The sequence below is a fragment of the Nonlabens xylanidelens genome (assembly GCF_002934445.1).
In the GTDB taxonomy this organism is placed as follows: domain Bacteria; phylum Bacteroidota; class Bacteroidia; order Flavobacteriales; family Flavobacteriaceae; genus Nonlabens; species Nonlabens xylanidelens.
Genome location: NZ_PTJE01000004.1, coordinates 1 through 18,933 on the forward strand (window position 1 = coordinate 1; position 18,933 = coordinate 18,933).

Below are 18,933 nucleotides of genomic sequence, written 5' to 3' on the forward strand. Positions count from 1 at the left end.
TCATAAGTCCAAGTTACTACTGTTGTAGTTCCTTCTCCTGTGATTGGGAATATCGCATCGTTAGTTACCGTTACTACAGCACTACAATCATCTGTCGCAGTAGGTGCTACTAGAGTAGTCACTTCACATTCTGCAACAACATCTGCAAGAACAGTTGTGTCTGGTGTAGGCGCTACATTATCTTCGATGGTGAAACTTACCGTTGTTGATTGCGGGCAATCACCGTTAGTTGTATAAGTAACTATATAAGTACCTCTCATAGAAGTATCTAGATCTACACTTCCTGTTGCCGCATTAATAACTAACCCTGCTGTAGAAGTAAAAGTACCTCCAGCAAGTCCTGTTATAGTAGGCGTAGGATTTATAGCACTAGGACAATAAACCGTAGTGTTATAATTAAATGACGCATCATCTAACGGTAAGATAGTTACTGTAAAAGTCTCTTGATCTGTACAGTTTCCTGATACATCTTCTGCATAAACGAATAAAGTTTGCGTCGCATCGATCACCGTACCTGCATTTAACAAGCTACCGTTACCACCTGGGAAAGAATAATAAGAACCTACACTTAATACAGGTAATACATACTCATCACAAGCCGTCACGTCCATTATCGTATTTATAACTGGTGTTTCTGTAATAGTCAACTGGAAACTAGTTTGTGCACCACAACCTGACATATCAGTATCATAAGCATATATAGTCACCGGATAACTTGCAAAATCAGAGAAGTTTATAGTATCCGCTTCCGCGAAAGCGATACCATTACCATCACTTTGCGTATAATATGATTGAGAACCAGTTAAATAGTCACCAGTTATAGTGGCTAGGGTAAATGAATCACATACTGCAACGTTTGCAATAGCATCTATAGCTCTTTGCTCAATAATTACTAATTGGTCTTGAGAGCTCACGTTACCGTTACCGTCATCAAACTGCCAAGAAACTACCGTAGTTGATGTAATCGGAAAAGTAGCTGTACCAGTTACCACTCCAACACAATTATCTGTTGCTGTAGGTGCAGTTAAACTAGCTACCTCACAATTAAAAACTAAATCAGGTAGTGAAGCAGCGTCTGCCACAGGTAACGTTACATCATCTAAAATCACATTTTGTGTTTGTGTAGATGTATTTCCATTACCGTCATCATAGGTCCAAGTTACTACCGTTGTACCTTGAACTGTAATAGGCAAAGTCACGTTATTAGTTACTGTTACTATACCTGCACAGTTATCTGTTGCAGTAGGTGCAACTAGACTTGTTATTTCACATTGAGCAGTTACATCCATTAGAGCTGTTGCGTCTGCTACTGGAGCAGTCACGTCATCTATAGTTACATTTTGTGTTTGAGTAGATGTATTACCGTTACCGTCATCATAAGTCCAAGTCACTACAGTTGTAGTCCCTTCTCCGGAGATAGGTAATGTAGCGTCGTTAGTTACCGTTACTGTTGTAGCACAATTATCTGTTGCAGTTGGAGCAGTTAAACTAGTTACTTCACATTCTGCAGTTATGTCCATTAGAGTTGTTGCGTCTGCTACTGGAGCAGTCACGTCATCTATAATTACATTTTGTGTTTGTGTAGATGTATTACCGTTTCCGTCATCATAAGTCCAAGTTACTACTGTTGTAGTTCCTTCTCCTGAGATAGGTAAAGTAGCATCATTAGTTACCGTTACTGTAGTTGCACAATCGTCAGTTGCTGTTGGTGCAATTAGACTTGTTACCTCACACTCTGCAGTTACATCGGTTAGCGTTGCAACATCTGCTACTGGAGCAGTAGTATCTGCTACTATTACCACATCAAAACTACAAGAAGTAGTATTCCCTGAACGGTCTGTTATAGTAAATGAATTTGTAGTGGTCCCAACTGGAAACGTACTACCAGAAGCTAAACCTGCTGTCTGATTTATAGAGAATGACTCTACCTCTATCAGGTATCTAACAAGAGTTTGTGCTTGTATATCATTCCATCGTCCGCTGGTTGTAAAACCTGTATAATCCTCTTCATTAGCATTATTAGGTTCAAATGTATTCCAATTTGTATACGTAGAAGTTGAACCGTCTTGCCAAACAAAAGTACCTTCTGAGTTTACATCATTGAAACCAAATAATATCTCACCTCCTAAACTACTTACCTGGTTGTATAAAAAGTCATTTTCTTCAAGATTATTTATAGTAACCAAGTTATATCCATTTGTTGCAGCTGCTGCAAAAGCATCTACAGAAGAAACTGGAGTGTTTGAGATATAATATGCTTTACCATTTAGGTTACCAAGACTTGTAAAGTCTGCACCTATTTCTCTCGCTTGTAAACTACAGTTATCTGTTACCGTAGGTAGTACATAGTTTACTACGGCGCTGTCTGAACATGTAATTAAAACATCACTAGGACAAGTAACCACTGGAGCAGTAACGTCATCTATAATCACATTTTGGGTTTGCGTAGACGTATTTCCATTACCATCATCATAAGTCCAGGTCACTACTGTAGTTCCTTGAGTTGAGATAGGTAGTGTTGCGTCGTTAGTTACAGTGACTGTAGTTGCACAATTATCTGTCGCAGTAGGTGCTGTTAATGTAGTCACTTCACATTCTGCAGTTACATCCATTAGAGCTGTTGCGTCTGCCAGTGGAGCTTCACTATCTGTTACAATCACATCAAAGCTACAAGTAGAAGTATTACCACCAGCATCTGTAACACTAAATGTATTAGTTGTAGTTCCTACAGGGAATGTACTTCCTGAAGCTAGACCTGCTGTTTGAGATACACTTATAGTATTACCTGAAGTGATCATAAAACTAACATCATCTATTGAAACATTCATAAAAAAGAGTTGAGTCTCTACCTGAATACTTAAATACACTGTAGTTCCTTCTAAAGTTTGTAATAATGATGTAACATCAAAATTTCTAGTATTTGGACCTAATTGCATATTAGCGTCACCTGCGTTAGTTGAATAAATTTCTTGAATAGGTGACATAGTAGCATCTAACAATAAAACTCTGAATTCTTGATCTGGATCAGAGAATACGGTATTAAAATTTTGTATTCTATCTAACCAGCTGATGTTTGCTCCTGTAACAGCTAGTGGAACCGTAATAGGTTGTGATACGATAGCTATCCCTGGGTTATTTTGTTCACTTACTATATCAAAAAGGCCGTTAATTGGTAGTGTTGATGTTGGTGATATAATACTTGAAGACGGTATAAATGTTCCATCATTCAATTCAAAACTAGAAGCTCCAGAATTCATAGGAGTCCACCCTGTAAGGTCTCCGCTTTCAAAATTACCATTAGTAATATAATCTCTAGTTTCAGAAATAGTGCAATTATCTGAAACAATAGGTGTAGTATAATTTACCACCGCACCACAATCTCCTGCATCATTTACTTGAGTAATATTACTAGTACAAGTAATGATCGGAGCAGTTACATCATCTATAATTACATTTTGAGTTTGGGTAGATGTATTTCCATTACCATCATCATAAGTCCAAGTTACTACTGTAGTTCCTTGAGTTGAGATAGGTAAAGTTGCGTCGTTTGTTACCGTTACTATACTTGCACAATTATCTGTTGCTGTTGGGGCTGTAAGAGTAGTTACTTGACATTCTGAAGTTACATCTGTTAAAACTGTTGCGTCAGCTACCGGAGCAGTAACATCATCTAAAATAATATTTTGAGTTTGTGTAGATATGTTTCCATTTCCATCATCATAGGTCCAAGTAACTGTTGTAGTACCTTGAGTATTGATCGGTAAAGTAGCATCATTTGTTACGGTTACTGTTGCGGCACAATTATCAGTTGCAGTTGGTGCAACTAGACTTGTTACTTCACACTCTGCAGTAACATCTGCTAACGCTGTTGCGTCTGCTACTGGAGCAGTCACGTCATCTATAATTACATTTTGTGTTTGTGTAGATGTATTTCCATTACCGTCATCATAAGTCCAAGTTACTACTATAGTAGTTCCTTCTCCTGAGATAGGTAAAGTAGCATCGTTAGTAACTGTTACTATACCTGCACAATTATCTGTTGCTGTTGGGGCTGTTAAACTTGTTACTTCACACTCTACTGTTATATCCATTAGAGTTGTTGCATCTGCTACTGGAGCAGTCACGTCATCTATAATTACATTTTGTGTTTGTGTAGAAGTGTTACCATTACCATCATCATAAGTCCAAGTTATTACTGTTGTAGTTCCTTCTCCTGAGATAGGTAATGTTGCGTCATTTGTCACCGTCACTGTAGTAGCACAATTATCCGTTGCTGCTGGAGTAGTTAAACTTGTTACTTCACATTCTGCAGTTACATCTGTTAGAGTTGTTGCGTCTGCTACTGGAGCTTCACTATCTGTTACCACTACATCAAAACTACAGGTAGAAGTATTACCACCAGCATCTGTAACACTAAATGTATTAGTTGTAGTTCCTACAGGGAATGTACTTCCTGAAGCTAAACCTGCTGTTTGTACTATATTAACATCACTACTAGGCAGGAAATTTTCTATGAAAGTTGTTGCGATACTCTCTGTAGTTGAGTTATCGATAAAACCACCGCTAGTTCCTGCATATAAAAGATAATAAATTCGTCCTACATTATCTAATCCGGAAATTATATGTTCATCGTCATTTGTATTTGTTGGAAACGTCTGACTTACACCAGAATCTGCTGGAATAATAACTAAATGATTTATAGAGGGATCACTAGTACCATATACTCTTTTTACTAAAATATTATAATCATTTCCATTAACCGTTATAGCATCAACAAAACCGTTAACAAAACCGCTGCCATCAGCTCCGTTATTACCGCTTAATCTAAAGCTAGTAATTCCGTCTAAATCAGCTGCCATTATAAACATATTGTCTACTTTACGAGTAAAGTATTGTCCTGATGGACCAAATGCAGTCTGATTAACCAGGGTATTATCAGAATATGAAATTGAAGTACCAATATTTGTATTCATAATATTGCCACCATCATACATATCACTACCTCCATCAATAATAGAAGCACCTGTAATACCGTCTGTAAATGGAAAAGCATTAGGTATAAGACTTGTTAAAGTATTAAAATTAGTATTGAAATCAGTAAGGACAGTTTGAAGACTAGGAGTCGCAGAAACATTTCCAGTCGAGCAATTATCAGTCGCAGTAGGAGTTGCAAACGTTACAACTGCACCACAATCTCCTGTATCATTTACTTGAGTAATATTACTAGGACAGGAAATGACTGGAGCAGTAACATCATCAATAATTACATTCTGATTTTGTGTAGACGTATTTCCATTACCATCATCATATGTCCAAGTTACTACTGTAGTTCCTTGCGTTGTGATAGGTAATGTTGCATCGTTTGTTACCGTTACTGTTCTTCCACAATTACTTGTAGCTGTAGGACTCGGTAGTGAAACTACCTCACATTCTGATGTTATATTAACCAATGTAGCTGCGTCAGGAACTGGATCACTACACATTTCTATATCGATATTAATTGTTCCTAGAGCCACATTTGAACCGCCTCCAATTCCTGTATTTCCTCCATCATTTGCCATGATACTTAAAGTCGATGCGTTATCTCCTATTAAGGCTGCTGAGCCAATGTATTGAACATTTGAAGTTATATTTAAATAACTGTCAATATTAACATCACTACCTGTTAAGGTTAAAGTTGTTGTACCAGAACCGCTTATTGTAACACCACCTGATGAAGAAGCTGTTAGTGTTCCTTGAGCTGCAGTGATTATTAAAGTAACAGCATTAGTTCCTGCATCTACATCTGTAAAAATAACAGCAGATAGATCTACATTACTAGCTGTATTTTCCAATACACTAACATCTGTTGGTAATCCAGAAATTGTAGGGTCATCGTTAACTGCAGTTATAGAAATACCAAAATTTGCTCCAGTTGTACCTGAACCATTTGTGGAATCTGTGACTGTATAATTTAAAAAACGAGTGTTTTGAGTATTACCGTTTGCAGGATCATCACCTGTATTTCTATACGTTATTGATCGTAGAGCTGTTTGCATTTGAGCGGGAGACCCTGAACCGACTAAAGTAAGTACCGCTGTAACTGAATTATAACTTATAGTATATGGGCCTGGAGTTGTTACTGCCAATTCATCTCCAATAAAAAATCCTGATATACTAACACTTGCTGAAGTAATAGGATGATTATTAGCGTCAACTACAGTTAAAGTATTATTAGCTATAGTAGCTGGATCTCCTTCTGTATAAAAGAAGGTACGTGTTGCTAAAGTCACCTCTGGATCTTGATTTCCCAAAATTATAGAGGACTGCACATCACCAGTTAAGGAATCAAAACCATCGGTTCCACAACCTCCTGCAGGAGTAGCATCTGTCCATGTTCCTAAAGTTAAATCTGGTGGATTAGGTAAAGACGCACTAGTATTGAATTGGATCAAATTCTCTCCATTAAAAATGATAGCATCATCACCATCGTCTGCAACAAGTTCCCATCTATTATTTGTAATACTCCATGAAATCTGAAGTTCGCAAAAGCCCAAAGGACAAGATTGAATATCTGCTGGTGGTAAAGGTGTCGTTTGATATATATTTCTTCCCGTAGCGTCTGTTCCTACATTATTAAATATAAAGTCTTGATCTCCAAATACAACATCACACCCATTAAGAGTTATCTGTCCATAAGTAAATGAGCCAGTAAGAAATATCAAACCGACCCATAAGGTTTTATAAAAATTTCTCATGACTAACTTCTTGAAGGGAAAATTCCTTGTAAACAAATGATGTAATGCATACCTAAAGAAGGTTGTTTGATACTGACTGACTGACCACCACCAGTGTATCCTATCATACCTGCATGCATTGGAGTAGATGTTCCAGTTCCATATTCGTTATCAAAAACACCTGAATTTGCAGGATAAGCTCCTGAAGGAACATTAGTAGTTCCTACTTCTGACACACCATTTACCGCATGATTATGTGATGGTAAATTTGCCGTTGTTAAGGTCACAGTTTCAGCTCCTGATCTTTGTCCCCATTGGACAGGAGATAATCCTGGACCAGTTCCAACTCCTTCTGGTACTCTACCACGTAAATCTGGTAATCCAAAAGTAGTACGACCATCACCACCATAAGTGGTTCCTATTATACTAAATAAAGCTGAATTTTGAGCAATAGGTAATAATTGACCTTGACAAAGCGCCCATCCTCTAGGAGCGAAATTCCCAGCAAACATTTTCACTTCGCCTATAAAGTCATCTTGTGCACTCACATTATAAATGCTTCCTAAAAGCATGAATAATAAAATAAAAGTAGTTTTTTTCATAATAGTAATTTCAGGTTATATTTTTAAGGTTTTGAGACGCTAAAAATACACTTGAAAAATACCTGCTATGACCTGTTATCAGGGCGATGACTTAAAATTACGTACTTACACCCATAACCTAATGGGTATAAATACCCAAATACAGCTGAAATCACATAAATTAGGATGTCATTCGTCTAAAAGATTAGACCAACTCAGTTCTTAAAACTTGAATTAAATCATCTAATTCTAGTAAATGATGAGAATAATTGAGAGAAAGAGTCCGTTCAATGAATTATCTATAACAAAAAAAGCTTCTTCTTAATTCACGATGAATTAAAAAGAAGCTTAGTACTATATATATATTAGTCTTACTATATTTTACATTTGTTCAGGAACTTCTATTCCCATGAGGTGACAAGCGCTTTTCACAACCGCTGCTGTCTTATAACATAATAACAAACGGAATTGCTTCAAGTCTGCATTATTTTCTTCTACTATTTTAGGTACGTTTTGATAGAAAGAATTGAATTCTTTAACTAACTCGTATACATAGTTTGCTATTAATGCTGGACTGTATTTATCTGCCGCAGTTTGTATCATGTTAGGATATTGCTGTAATGACATAATTACTGCGGTATCCTTATCTGTCAACTCTAAATTTGTGGCAGTCATTAATTTATTAGAATCAAATCCTGTTTTCTTTAATATCGACTGAATACGAGCATGTGTATATTGAATAAAAGGACCGGTATTCCCTTGAAAATCTACCGATTCTGCTGGATCAAACATCATGTTTTTCTTAGGATCTACTTTCAACATAAAGTATTTTAAAGCCCCTAAGCCTATCATATTATACAGACGTTCTTTCTCATCTTCAGAAAGACCTTCTAATTTCCCTTGTTCTTGTGCAATGGTTTTTGCAGTTGAGGTCATTTCTTCCATCAACTCGTCAGCATCTACCACAGTTCCTTCACGAGATTTCATTTTACCAGAAGGAAGCTCTACCATACCATAACTCAGGTGGTATAAATTCTCTGCCCAGTCAAAACCTAGTTTCTTAAGTATTAAGAAAAGTACTTTAAAGTGATAATCTTGTTCATTACCTACGGTATAAACCATAGAATTAATGTTGTGATCTTTTACTCTCTGTATAGCTGTTCCTATATCTTGAGTCATGTAAACTGCAGTTCCATCACTACGTAAAACAATTTTTCTGTCTAACCCATCTTCTGTAAGATCTATCCATACAGAACCATCAGGATCTTTTTCAAAAACACCTTTATCAAGACCTTCTTGTACGACATCCTTACCTAATAAATACGTATTACTTTCATAATACAAACTATCAAAGTTTACTCCTAGATTTCTATACGTAGTTTCAAAACCGTCATAAACCCAGCTGTTCATCTTTTCCCATAGTGCAACTACCTCAGCATCGCCTTGCTCCCATTTTTGAAGCATTTCTTGAGCTGCTAGAATAGATGGAGCTTCTTTCTTTGCTTCTTCTTCGGTTTTACCTTGAGCAATAAGAGTTGCTATTTCCTTTTTATATTCCTGATCAAATTTCACATAGTAGTTACCTACTAACTTATCTCCTTTTAAACCTGTAGATTCTGGAGTCTCGCCATCTCCATATTGCTCCCATGCTAGCATAGATTTACAAATATGAATACCGCGATCGTTTATTATTTGTGTCTTGTTTACTGTGCGTCCAGTCGCCTCAATAATATTTGCTACAGAAAAACCTAATAAGTTATTTCTAACATGTCCTAAGTGAAGCGGTTTATTTGTGTTAGGAGAACTATATTCTACCATAACACCAGGTTGGGTAGTATCTTGATTTTTTACACCATAATTTGCATCACTAAGTATTCGGTTAAAGTCTTTTAAGAATGCGGTTGCAGCAACTGTTATGTTTAAAAAACCTTTAATGACTTCTATATCGGTAACTAAATCAGTATTCTCTTTTAGATACTCTCCTATTTGCTGACCTATCGCCGCAGGATTACCTTTAATATGACGTAACATAGGAAATACCATGATGGTAAAGTCTCCGTTTTGATCCTTTCGCGTAAGCGTAATTTCTACATTTTCTAATTCTATAGAAAAAATAGATTTCACAGCTTCTTTTGATGCGTTCTCCAATTGTTGAAAAAGTGTCATAATAAAAATTTAAGCCCGCAAAGATAAGGATTATGAAAGGCTTAGGGAATTACTACTACTAAGAAAGTAACTTTACGATATGCTACATAATGTCTCTTACAATAATCCTAAAATTGAACGCACTATTTCTAGCGAGGTAGGTGCTATTCTCACTTTAAAAGAAAGGTGGAAATTAAAAGGATCTGGTTCTCCTAAGCTTTTTATAACCGCATGCAGCATACAGATTCACAACCTATTAGTACTGGATAACAACATCAATTCTTGCAACATGGAGTTGAGGAAAAACGGTGTGATATTAAGATTTAGATCTTTACTAGAAACCTATGCCCTGCCTATTCCCTATTATAAACTGGTTATTTATAAAGGAAAAGCCCAAGAGTATAGCATACATAGAGATAACTACTTTATTAAAGTAAAGGCAGATCATAAGAAGATTCATAAGTTTTTTGAAAAGCTAGCTCAATTAAAATCTGACCAAGGTTTTGAATACATAGATGACTTATAATCGGCGTCTTTATAAGAGAAAAATGTAACGTATTGGATGAAGGAGACACTAACTCTTTAAATAATAAATTTCAATCACATGATTCTCAGTTTAAAGAATGTTTCTAAAACATATAGTAATGGTGTAAAAGCGCTAGATAATGTAACGATAGATATCAACGCTGGTATGTTCGGTTTACTAGGTCCTAATGGTGCTGGTAAATCTTCCTTAATGAGAACTATTGCTACTTTACAATCTCCTGACTCTGGTAGTATACATCTAGACGGATTAGATATTTTAAATAACAAGATTGAATTTAGAAAAAACTTAGGTTATCTACCACAAGAATTTGGTGTGTATCCTAAAATGAGTGCACATGATTTATTACATTATTTTGCTAGTTTAAAAGGAATTACCAATAAATCTGAACGTAGAGCCATAGTAGAAAAAGCTCTTGAGGTGACTAATCTTACTGATGTCCAAGACAAACATGTAGCTGGTTATTCTGGTGGTATGAAACAGCGTTTTGGTATCGCTCAATTATTATTAAATAACCCAAAACTTATTATAGTAGATGAACCTACTGCTGGGCTGGACCCTGCAGAGCGTCATCGTTTTTTAAATGTTCTTAGAGAAATAGGGACCAACCACATTGTTATATTTTCTACGCACATTGTAGACGACGTAAAAGAATTATGTACCGACATGGCTATTCTTAACGGCGGTAAAATACTTGCACAAAGCACTCCTAAACAAATGGTTGCAAGTCTACAGGACAAAGTGTGGACTACTACGGTAAATCGTGAGGCTATAGAAAAAATGCAAAAAGATTATAATGTTATTTCTTCTAGTTATAATGAGGACAACATGCTTACTGTACGTGTTTATGGAGATGTTAGTCCTGGTGCCGCTTTCGCGAAAGCGAATCCGACACTAGAAGACGTTTACTTCACCACACTAAGTAGTGATAAGTTTACTACCCAACCAGAAATAGTTTAATTATGTTCTCTACCATATTTATTCACGAGATAAAAACGTGGTTTAAGAAACCGCTTTTTTATGTATTTGCTGCAATCTTTTTAATTTTAGGTATGCTAGTGATGGCAATACCTGCAGGCTTTTTTGACGGTGATAATGCAACAACCACGAGCAATTCATTTATAAACAGTCCATTTGAGATTTTAAAATCTATTTCTATAATTTCTATTTTCTGTTATTTGATGATTCCCACATTTGTAGGGAGCACCATTTACAGAGATTTCAAGAATAACATGCACAACGTGCTTTATTCTTATCCCATAAAAAAATGGGAATACTTACTGGCTAAATATTGTGCTGGTATTTCTATCTACTTAATTCTTATTTTTCTAGTAGTCGTGGGGTTAATGATAGGTGGTTATCTACCTGGAACAAACCCAGAACTTCTCGGTCCTTTTAAACTATGGAATTATGTACAACCATTTCTCATAGTTGTAGTTCCTAACGTGATTTTTTATAGTGCTATAGTATTTGCCATTATCGTTTTTACTCGCAATATGAATGTGGGTTTCATGTCTATTCTTACTCTGATTATTGTGCAATTAATAGTGACCTCTTATGTAGATCAGGTAGAAGATCCATTCTGGCTCGCTCTTGCAGACCCACTAGGAATTGTGGCTACTGGCCAGACTACAAAATACTGGACACCTATAGAACAGAGTTTCCGTATGTTACCATTTGAAGATATGATTCTATGGAATAGAGTCCTATGGGCTGGTATTTCTATACTTATTCTAGGTCTCGTTATTGCAAGATTTAATTTTGCTCAAAATGCAGCGACTTTATTCAAATCTAAAAAATCTAAAAAAGTAACTAAAGAAAACACAAGCGGGATAAGCAAAATAATCTTGCCTACTGTCTCTACAGATTTTTCTTTAAAAGGCCAACTTTCTACTTTATGGCTTCTTATTAAAAGCGATACTAAATACATCATTTATGGGTGGCCATTTATCATTATTGCTTTTCTTGCCATAGTATTAACTTTTGTAATGATGTTTAATAGTGGTCTTATTTTCAGCACGCCATTATTGCCTAAAACGTGGGTTATGCTAGGTATTCCATCTACGTATGTGCTGTTATTTTCCTTTTTATTGATCTTCTTGTATTCAGGATTTTTAATAGATCGTTCTAACTCTGCTCACATTAAACAAATAGTAGATGTGACACCTACTAAGAGCTGGTTATTTCTAGTTTCTAATATTGGTGCACTAGTCCTCATGCTAGCAGTTTTACAAGTTATTCTTATAATTTGTGGTGTAGCTACACAATCACTTTTATCCTTCCATGACTACCAGATAGACCTATATTTGTTTCAGGCATTTTTCCTTAATATCTGGAAATACATCCCATGGATTTTAATGTCTCTGTTAGTACATACACTAATCAAAAACAAATGGTTAGGACTCGCTGTATTAGTAATTCTAGGGGTGGCTATACCTACAGTAACCGGAGCCATAGGAATAGACCAAGCTATTTTTGACTTTAATTCTGTAGGAGAACCCAGCCCATCAGACTTTAACGGTTATGGAGATGCGCTCGCGCCATATTATACCTATCGAGTGTATTGGATTCTATTCGGCATCGTGTTACTTTGTATTGCTTTATTGTTCTACAGACGTGGTATGAGCACAGATGTTGCTGGTCGTATCGCTTTCGCGAAAGCGAGATTATCAAAATCAATTATAACCATTGCATCCATTTCTTTATTAGGTTTTATAGGTTTAGGTGGTTACATATGGAAAATAAACAACTATGACAATGAGCGTCTAACCGGTAAAGAACAAGAAGAACGTCGTGTGAATTATGAAAAAGATTTAGGACAATATTTAAACATTGCACAACCTAGACTGGTTGCTGTAAATACGTTTATGGACATCTTTCCTGAGACAAAGGATTTTAAAGCTGGTGCTACCTATACATTGATTAATCAGACTATGGTTGCGATAGACACTCTTCATGTAAATGTAACAGATTACCCTGTAGAATTTACACTAGACAGAGCTACTGAAGTGGTCTATGATAACGAAGATTATCAATATAGAATGTATCAATTTAATGAAGCATTGCAACCTGGTGACACGCTTATCATGAAATTTACCATGCACAATGAGGAGAATAGATTTATGGATAATAAATCTCCTATTGCTAGTAATGGTACTTTTTTAAATAACAGCATGTATCCATCTATAGGTTATAATGATGCATATGAATTGCGCAATGTAAAATTAAGAGAAAAGTATGACTTACCTCCTAAGGATAGGTTGCCTGCAGCTACTAGTCCTGGTGCAACCGATAATAATTATATAGGTGGTAATAGTGACTGGATAGATTTTGAAGCTACAGTAAGCACCTCTCCAGATCAGATAGCCATCGCACCTGGGTATTTAATTAAAGAATGGGAAGAAAATGGACAGAAGTATTTCCATTATAAAATGGATTCTAAGATGCTTAATTTCTATTCGTTTTTGAGCGGTAGATATGAAGTGGTTAAAGAAGTTCACAATGGAGTGAATCTAGAAATATACCACCATCCAGATCACACCTATAACCTAGATCGCATGATGAAGGGTTTAAAAGAAGGACTGGATTATTACAATGAGAATTTTACGCCTTATCAGCACAGACAGGCACGCATTATTGAATTCCCTAAGGGATATGGAAGTTTTGCACAGGCGTTTGCAAATACAATTCCTTTCAGTGAAGGTGTAGGTTTTATAGCCGATGTTGATGATACCGATAAGGATGCTGTAGATTATCCGCTAGCAATTACAGCGCATGAACTGGCACACCAGTGGTGGGCACACCAGGTAATAGGCGCAAATGCAAAAGGTGCGACTCTACTTTCTGAAAGTATGTCTGAGTACAGTTGTCTTAAAGTATTAGAAAAGGTCTATGGTAAAAATCAAATGCGCAAATTTCTTAAAGACGCACTAGATGGTTATCTATCCGGACGTACTGGAGAGTCTATTAAAGAAAATCCTTTAATGTATAATGAGAACCAACAGTATATACATTATCAAAAAGGTTCTCTAGTATTATATGCTATGAGCGATTACATAGGAGAAAAGAAATTTAATGGAGTCATTAAAAGATTTGCCGAAAAGTATCAGTTTAAAAGCGCTCCTTACCCTACAGCTATAGAATTTGTAGAAGACATAAAATTAGTTACTCCAGATTCATTACAGTATGTAATAAAAGATATGTTTGAGACCATTACTCTTTATGATAATGAAATAACAGATGCAACTTACACAAAGATCAATGAAGATGAATATTTGGTGAACATAAAGAGTCTGGTAAGCAAATATAGGTCTGATAAAAGAGGTGAGAAATCTTATGCATCAGTTGCCGGAGACAGTCTTAACTTTACTCCAAAAGGTAAAAAGAAAGCCATTTCTTCACTACCGCTTGCCGACTATATAGAAATAGGAATCTTTGGAGAAGAAAATGAAGAAACCGGTGAAGAAGAAGTGCTGTTCTTAAAGAAACTAAAATTTACTGATATTGAGAATAATCAATCTATACTCGTTACTAAGAAACCTGTAGAAGTAGGTATCGACCCTTATAACAAACTAATAGATAGAGGTACTAATGATAACCGTAAAAAAGTAACCGAATCTGACAGCAAGAAAAAAGAAGAGTAAAATACTTTTATAATAGTCTTAAAACGCCATCCTCAACAGATGGCGTTTTTGTTTTAACAAACTATTGGTCGAGGTACCTATCTAGTGTAGTATCTTTAAGACATGAAAGTATTACTTACAGGTGCCAACGGTTATATAGGAGTCCGTTTATTATATGAACTTCTTAAAGCAGATCATAAGGTGGTTTGTGCAGTGCGCAATGCCGCAAGACTATCTGTGCCACAAGAAATACGCGATCAAATAGAGATTATAGAAGTAGATTTTCTAAAGGTAGAATTAAATCAAAAATTACCTCAAGATATAGATGCTGCCTATTATTTGATCCATTCCATGACATCGAGCACAGAAGATTTTGATCAACTAGAAGCGCAAAGTGCTCAACACTTTGTAAAATTAATTAGAGAAACAGACTGTAAACAAGTTATTTATCTCTCCGGAATAGTAAACGAGGATAAATTGAGTAAGCATTTGCTTTCGCGAAAGCGAGTGGAAGACATACTTTATACAGGAGATTATAACCTCACGGTATTAAGAGCTGGAATAATTGTGGGTAGTGGTAGTTCTTCTTTTGAAATAGTACGCGACCTATGTGAAAAGTTACCTGTAATGATCACTCCTAAATGGGTGAATACTAAAACGCATCCCATCGCTATACGCAATGTGATGAGTTTTTTAATAGGTGTTTTAGGTAGAGAAGATTGTTACCGTCAAAGTTTTGATATAGGTGGTAAAAGCATTTTAACTTACAAGGAAATGATGCAAGGCTATGCTAAAAATAGGAATTTAAAACTGGCTATAATTACGGTGCCTGTTATGACGCCTAAGTTGAGCAGTTACTGGTTGTATTTTGTGACCAGCACTAGTTATAAACTTGCTCAAAATCTAGTGAACAGCATGGCGATAGAAGTGATCGCTTCTAAGAATGATCTTGCTCAAAGGTTAGGTATAGAATTATACGATTATCAAGAAGCGCTTACTATGGCTTTTGCAAAAATTGAGCAAAATCAGGTAGTAAGCAGCTGGAAAGATTCTATGGTGAGCGGTAGATTTAAATACAATCTCAATAAATATAAACAGGTCCCAAGTTATGGATGTCTTAAGGATGCTCAAAAACTAGCAGCTAATGATCCTGACGCGGCGCTGGAAAGGATCTGGTCCATAGGCGGTAAAAACGGTTATTATTACGCAACGTTTTTATGGAAAATAAGAGGTTATCTGGATAAGCTTTTGGGTGGTGTAGGCTTGCGACGCGGTCGTACAAATCCTACCACTATCTATGCTGGAGATGCCTTAGATTTTTGGCGTGTTCTTGTTGCAGACCGTGAGGGAAAAAGGTTACTACTATTTGCCGAAATGCGTGTGCCTGGAGAAGCCTGGTTAGAATTTGAAATCGATGAGAACAATGTCGTACATCAAACAGCCACTTTTAGACCCAAAGGTATATGGGGTAGATTATACTGGTACTCTATGCTGCCGTTTCATTACTTTATTTTTGCTGGTATGATGAAACATATCGCAACTGGGAAGTAGTATTAAAAATACTCACGAGAGGTTAATTTAACTCTATCTCTCGTGAGCATATTTTTTTAAATAGAGGTTACAACTTTTTCCATAGGTAATCTAGATTTAGGACTGCGATCTATTTGATTACTATCATCTTCATCTCGATATCCAACAGCCACTGCGACTATAGAATGATAACCTTTATGTCCTAAAATTTCATTATACTTTACACCATCAATACCTTCCATAGGTGTTGCATCTATTTTCATTTGAGCACAAGCGCTCAATAGTACACCTATAGAAAGATAAACTTGCTTATCAAACCATGTAGTTATATCTTTCTTAGATAATGGCTTTAAAACATCCTTATAATACTCTACAGAACCATCTGGCAATGAGTTTTCTATCTGCTCTTCAAATAATTCTAAATTATCAACTCTGTTAAAGATAACTAGAGTATCACAATCTTTAATTTTATGTTCATTAAAATAAGAAGCTGCAGCTAATTTATCTTTTAAATCGGCATCATTTACAAATGTAAAATTCCACGGCTGGCTATTAATAGAAGAAGGTGATAACCTAAGAATCTCTTTCAATTCTTCCATTTTATCTATCGCCACTTTCTTTGAAGGATTATATCTTTTTGTTGAATACCTCCATTGCATCGATTCTAAAAAACTCATATATTAAATTTTAAGATTTATGTATTACGCTTATTTCTATGAATTTAAGCATTCCTATAATAGATGCCACAAGTTTATAAATAAACGCAACAACTTTAACAGTGGTTCTTAAAACAACATCATTTAAAAGTTAAAAAAGAGTCGAAAAAATTAATCTAGAAAATCAAAAGCATCTATACCTTAGGTAAAAACACCTCGGCCATCATACATCTTACAGAGCCACCACCTAAGGTTTCAATAGTAGAAATAGATGGATGTAAAATCTCGTTATATTTTTCTAATTTTTCAATTTGCATAGGAGTTAACGACTTATATGCCTGGTCACTCATTACTAGAATGCGATCACCTTTATCATTATGAACCTGCATCATGTTACCTGCAAACGCATTCACTTGCTCTTCGGTAATCTTTATTACTTCTTTACCGTCTTCTTTAAGGTGATTAAGAACGTTTTTAGCTTCTTTCTTATCATCAATGGAATCTAGGCAAATTACTGCATAATCTTCTCCTAGAGCCATCATTACGTTAGTATGATAAATAGATAGACGCTCTTCTCCTACTGTTTGATAAGCTTTGAAGATAACAGGTGTGTATTCAAAATCTTCACAAAATTCGATCATCAGTTCTTCGTCTGCACGAGCAGATAAACTACAGTATGCTTTACGATTTACACGATCTAATAACAAACTACCAGTTCCTTCTAGAAAGATCCCTTCGTCTTCAGCACTTGTGTAATCTATAACGTTATTGATCTGGAAACCTTCTGTTTCCATTAACTCCATAGCGTCTGGTCTTCTCTCTCTACGTCTGTTCTCGGCAAACATAGGATATAATGCGATGTCTCCGTTTTCATGAGTAGAGATCCAGTTGTTAGGAAATATAGAATCTGGCGTGTCAAATTCTATGCGATCTTGTACTACTAATACATGAATTCCTTTTTCTTGTAATGCTATTACAAAAGCGTCAAATTCATCTTGAGCTTTCTTGTTTTGATCAATGATCTTTACGCCTTCATCTTGATAATAGTTGTTTACGGCAGTTTCTTCGTTTAAACGGAACTGTATAGGGCGTACCATGAAAATGGTATCAGTAATTTGTCTCATTAATCTCTAATTAAGGGTAAGGTAGAACATCTTAAAAGACCTTCTTGTTTTGATATTTCAGCATATGGCACTTCTTCTACGGTGATACCGTGACTGCGCAACCATGTATTTAATCTTGTAAAATTCTTTTCTGACACTACTACGTCTGGAGCGATAGAAAAGATATTTGAATTCATGTAATACATCTCTTCTTGAGATATTTCAAAGCAATTTTCTGATCCAAAGAAATCAATTAAATATTGATACTCTTCTTCTTGTAAAAATCCGTTTCTATGTATAATACATTTACCGTCACCTACAGGCTGGAAACAACAATCTAAATGCAATGCGTTATTGTATGGATCGTGATTATCTTTTCTTAAATTAAAAGAGACCACTTTCTTATTAGGAAAAGTTTTTTCTAGCCATTCTACACCTTGTACATTAGTGCGAGCTATTATATAATCTGCATAGTCCTCTCCACGATAAGTCCCTACAAAAATATGATCGTTATATAACATAACATCACCACCTTCTATATGAACCTCTTCTGGAGGTCGTACTACGTTGTCAGTATTAATTAGGTCTATTACGTATTGTATAGCCTCTATTTCTTCCTCACGATCTGGGAGAATATTTGCCTTCACAAAAACATTATCGATTACAAAACCTATATCACGTGTAAATATCTGATTACAGTCTTCTATTTGTTCAGGTCTAAAAACCTTTACATCATATTTCTCAAACACAGCAGCAACCGCTTCCATCTCTCTTACCATATCCTCATTTTTAGGATAAGTACCTGCTATGATGTGTTCTCTAGACTTAGGGTCATAGGCATCTACTAGATCTGGCACTGGACCATTGCTTTTAGCTGTACCTAAAATTACCGACCTTAACCTTGAGGTCTCGTTATTAACATGAAGATTAATTTTTTCCATAATGCGAATTTAATAATTACCGCTAGTCTTTTCTACTAATATCACAATGCTTTTATCAACTCTTTATAATCATTTAAAGATCAACTTATAAAGTT

General features: G+C 35.7%; 10 protein-coding genes. 4 read left to right on the plus strand and 6 right to left on the minus strand.

Annotated features, from left to right (window positions below; genetic code table 11):
* The 3 genes from LY01_RS09525 to argS form a co-directional block, all read right to left on the minus strand.
* Positions 1-6,737: beta strand repeat-containing protein (locus tag LY01_RS09525; RefSeq protein ID WP_146080411.1), on the minus strand; the 6,737-nt coding region annotated here is incomplete at its 3' end.
* Between the two features lie 2 nt (positions 6,738-6,739).
* The gene (locus LY01_RS09530; RefSeq protein ID WP_245890685.1) at positions 6,740-7,318 is read right to left on the minus strand and encodes a phage tail protein; all 579 of its coding nucleotides are present in this window, start codon (positions 7,316-7,318) and stop codon (positions 6,740-6,742) included.
* Positions 7,319-7,678: 360 nt separating this feature from the next.
* The gene (argS, locus tag LY01_RS09535; protein WP_104515627.1) at positions 7,679-9,463 is read right to left on the minus strand and encodes an arginine--tRNA ligase; all 1,785 of its coding nucleotides are present in this window, start codon (positions 9,461-9,463) and stop codon (positions 7,679-7,681) included.
* A 79-nt stretch (positions 9,464-9,542) separates the two neighbouring features.
* Here argS and LY01_RS09540 point away from each other — a divergent pair, with 79 nt between their 5' ends.
* The 4 genes from LY01_RS09540 (at position 9,543) to LY01_RS09555 (ending at position 16,159) form a co-directional block, all read left to right on the plus strand.
* Complete coding sequence (locus LY01_RS09540) at positions 9,543-9,968, plus strand: hypothetical protein (RefSeq protein WP_104515628.1); 426 nt, start codon at positions 9,543-9,545, stop codon at positions 9,966-9,968.
* Between the two features lie 78 nt (positions 9,969-10,046).
* Positions 10,047-10,946: an ABC transporter ATP-binding protein gene (locus tag LY01_RS09545; RefSeq protein WP_104515629.1), complete on the plus strand. Its 900-nt coding sequence runs from the start codon at positions 10,047-10,049 to the stop codon at positions 10,944-10,946.
* Between the two features lie 2 nt (positions 10,947-10,948).
* Positions 10,949-14,629 (plus strand): ABC transporter permease/M1 family aminopeptidase, encoded by a 3,681-nt coding sequence (locus LY01_RS09550; RefSeq protein WP_104515630.1) that lies wholly within the window; start codon positions 10,949-10,951, stop codon positions 14,627-14,629.
* Positions 14,630-14,731: 102 nt separating this feature from the next.
* On the plus strand, positions 14,732-16,159 hold the full coding sequence (locus tag LY01_RS09555; RefSeq protein WP_104515631.1) for an SDR family oxidoreductase: 1,428 nt from the start codon (positions 14,732-14,734) through the stop codon (positions 16,157-16,159).
* Between the two features lie 56 nt (positions 16,160-16,215).
* Here the strand turns inward: LY01_RS09555 and LY01_RS09560 are convergent, their stop codons facing one another.
* The 3 genes from LY01_RS09560 to LY01_RS09570 form a co-directional block, all read right to left on the minus strand.
* Positions 16,216-16,815: a nitroreductase family protein gene (locus LY01_RS09560; RefSeq protein ID WP_104515632.1), complete on the minus strand. Its 600-nt coding sequence runs from the start codon at positions 16,813-16,815 to the stop codon at positions 16,216-16,218.
* 173 nt (positions 16,816-16,988) lie between these two features.
* Positions 16,989-17,918 (minus strand): citrulline utilization hydrolase CtlX, encoded by a 930-nt coding sequence (gene ctlX, locus LY01_RS09565; RefSeq protein WP_104515633.1) that lies wholly within the window; start codon positions 17,916-17,918, stop codon positions 16,989-16,991.
* On the minus strand, positions 17,918-18,838 hold the full coding sequence (locus tag LY01_RS09570; RefSeq protein ID WP_104515634.1) for a dimethylarginine dimethylaminohydrolase family protein: 921 nt from the start codon (positions 18,836-18,838) through the stop codon (positions 17,918-17,920). The genes ctlX and LY01_RS09570 overlap by 1 nt, the downstream gene beginning before the upstream one ends.
* Between the last annotated feature and the right edge of the window lie 95 nt (positions 18,839-18,933).

Bases quoted from the DNA above. Each gene is read 5' to 3' on its own strand.
- LY01_RS09530 (WP_245890685.1), bottom strand. From the start codon at position 7,318: ATGAAAAAAACTACTTTTATTTTATTATTCATGCTTTTAGGAAGCATT.
- argS (WP_104515627.1), bottom strand. From the start codon at position 9,463: ATGACACTTTTTCAACAATTGGAGAACGCATCAAAAGAAGCTGTGAAA.
- LY01_RS09540 (WP_104515628.1), top strand. From the start codon at position 9,543: ATGCTACATAATGTCTCTTACAATAATCCTAAAATTGAACGCACTATT.
- LY01_RS09545 (WP_104515629.1), top strand. From the start codon at position 10,047: ATGATTCTCAGTTTAAAGAATGTTTCTAAAACATATAGTAATGGTGTA.
- LY01_RS09550 (WP_104515630.1), top strand. From the start codon at position 10,949: ATGTTCTCTACCATATTTATTCACGAGATAAAAACGTGGTTTAAGAAA.
- LY01_RS09555 (WP_104515631.1), top strand. From the start codon at position 14,732: ATGAAAGTATTACTTACAGGTGCCAACGGTTATATAGGAGTCCGTTTA.
- LY01_RS09560 (WP_104515632.1), bottom strand. From the start codon at position 16,815: ATGAGTTTTTTAGAATCGATGCAATGGAGGTATTCAACAAAAAGATAT.
- ctlX (WP_104515633.1), bottom strand. From the start codon at position 17,918: ATGAGACAAATTACTGATACCATTTTCATGGTACGCCCTATACAGTTC.
- LY01_RS09570 (WP_104515634.1), bottom strand. From the start codon at position 18,838: ATGGAAAAAATTAATCTTCATGTTAATAACGAGACCTCAAGGTTAAGG.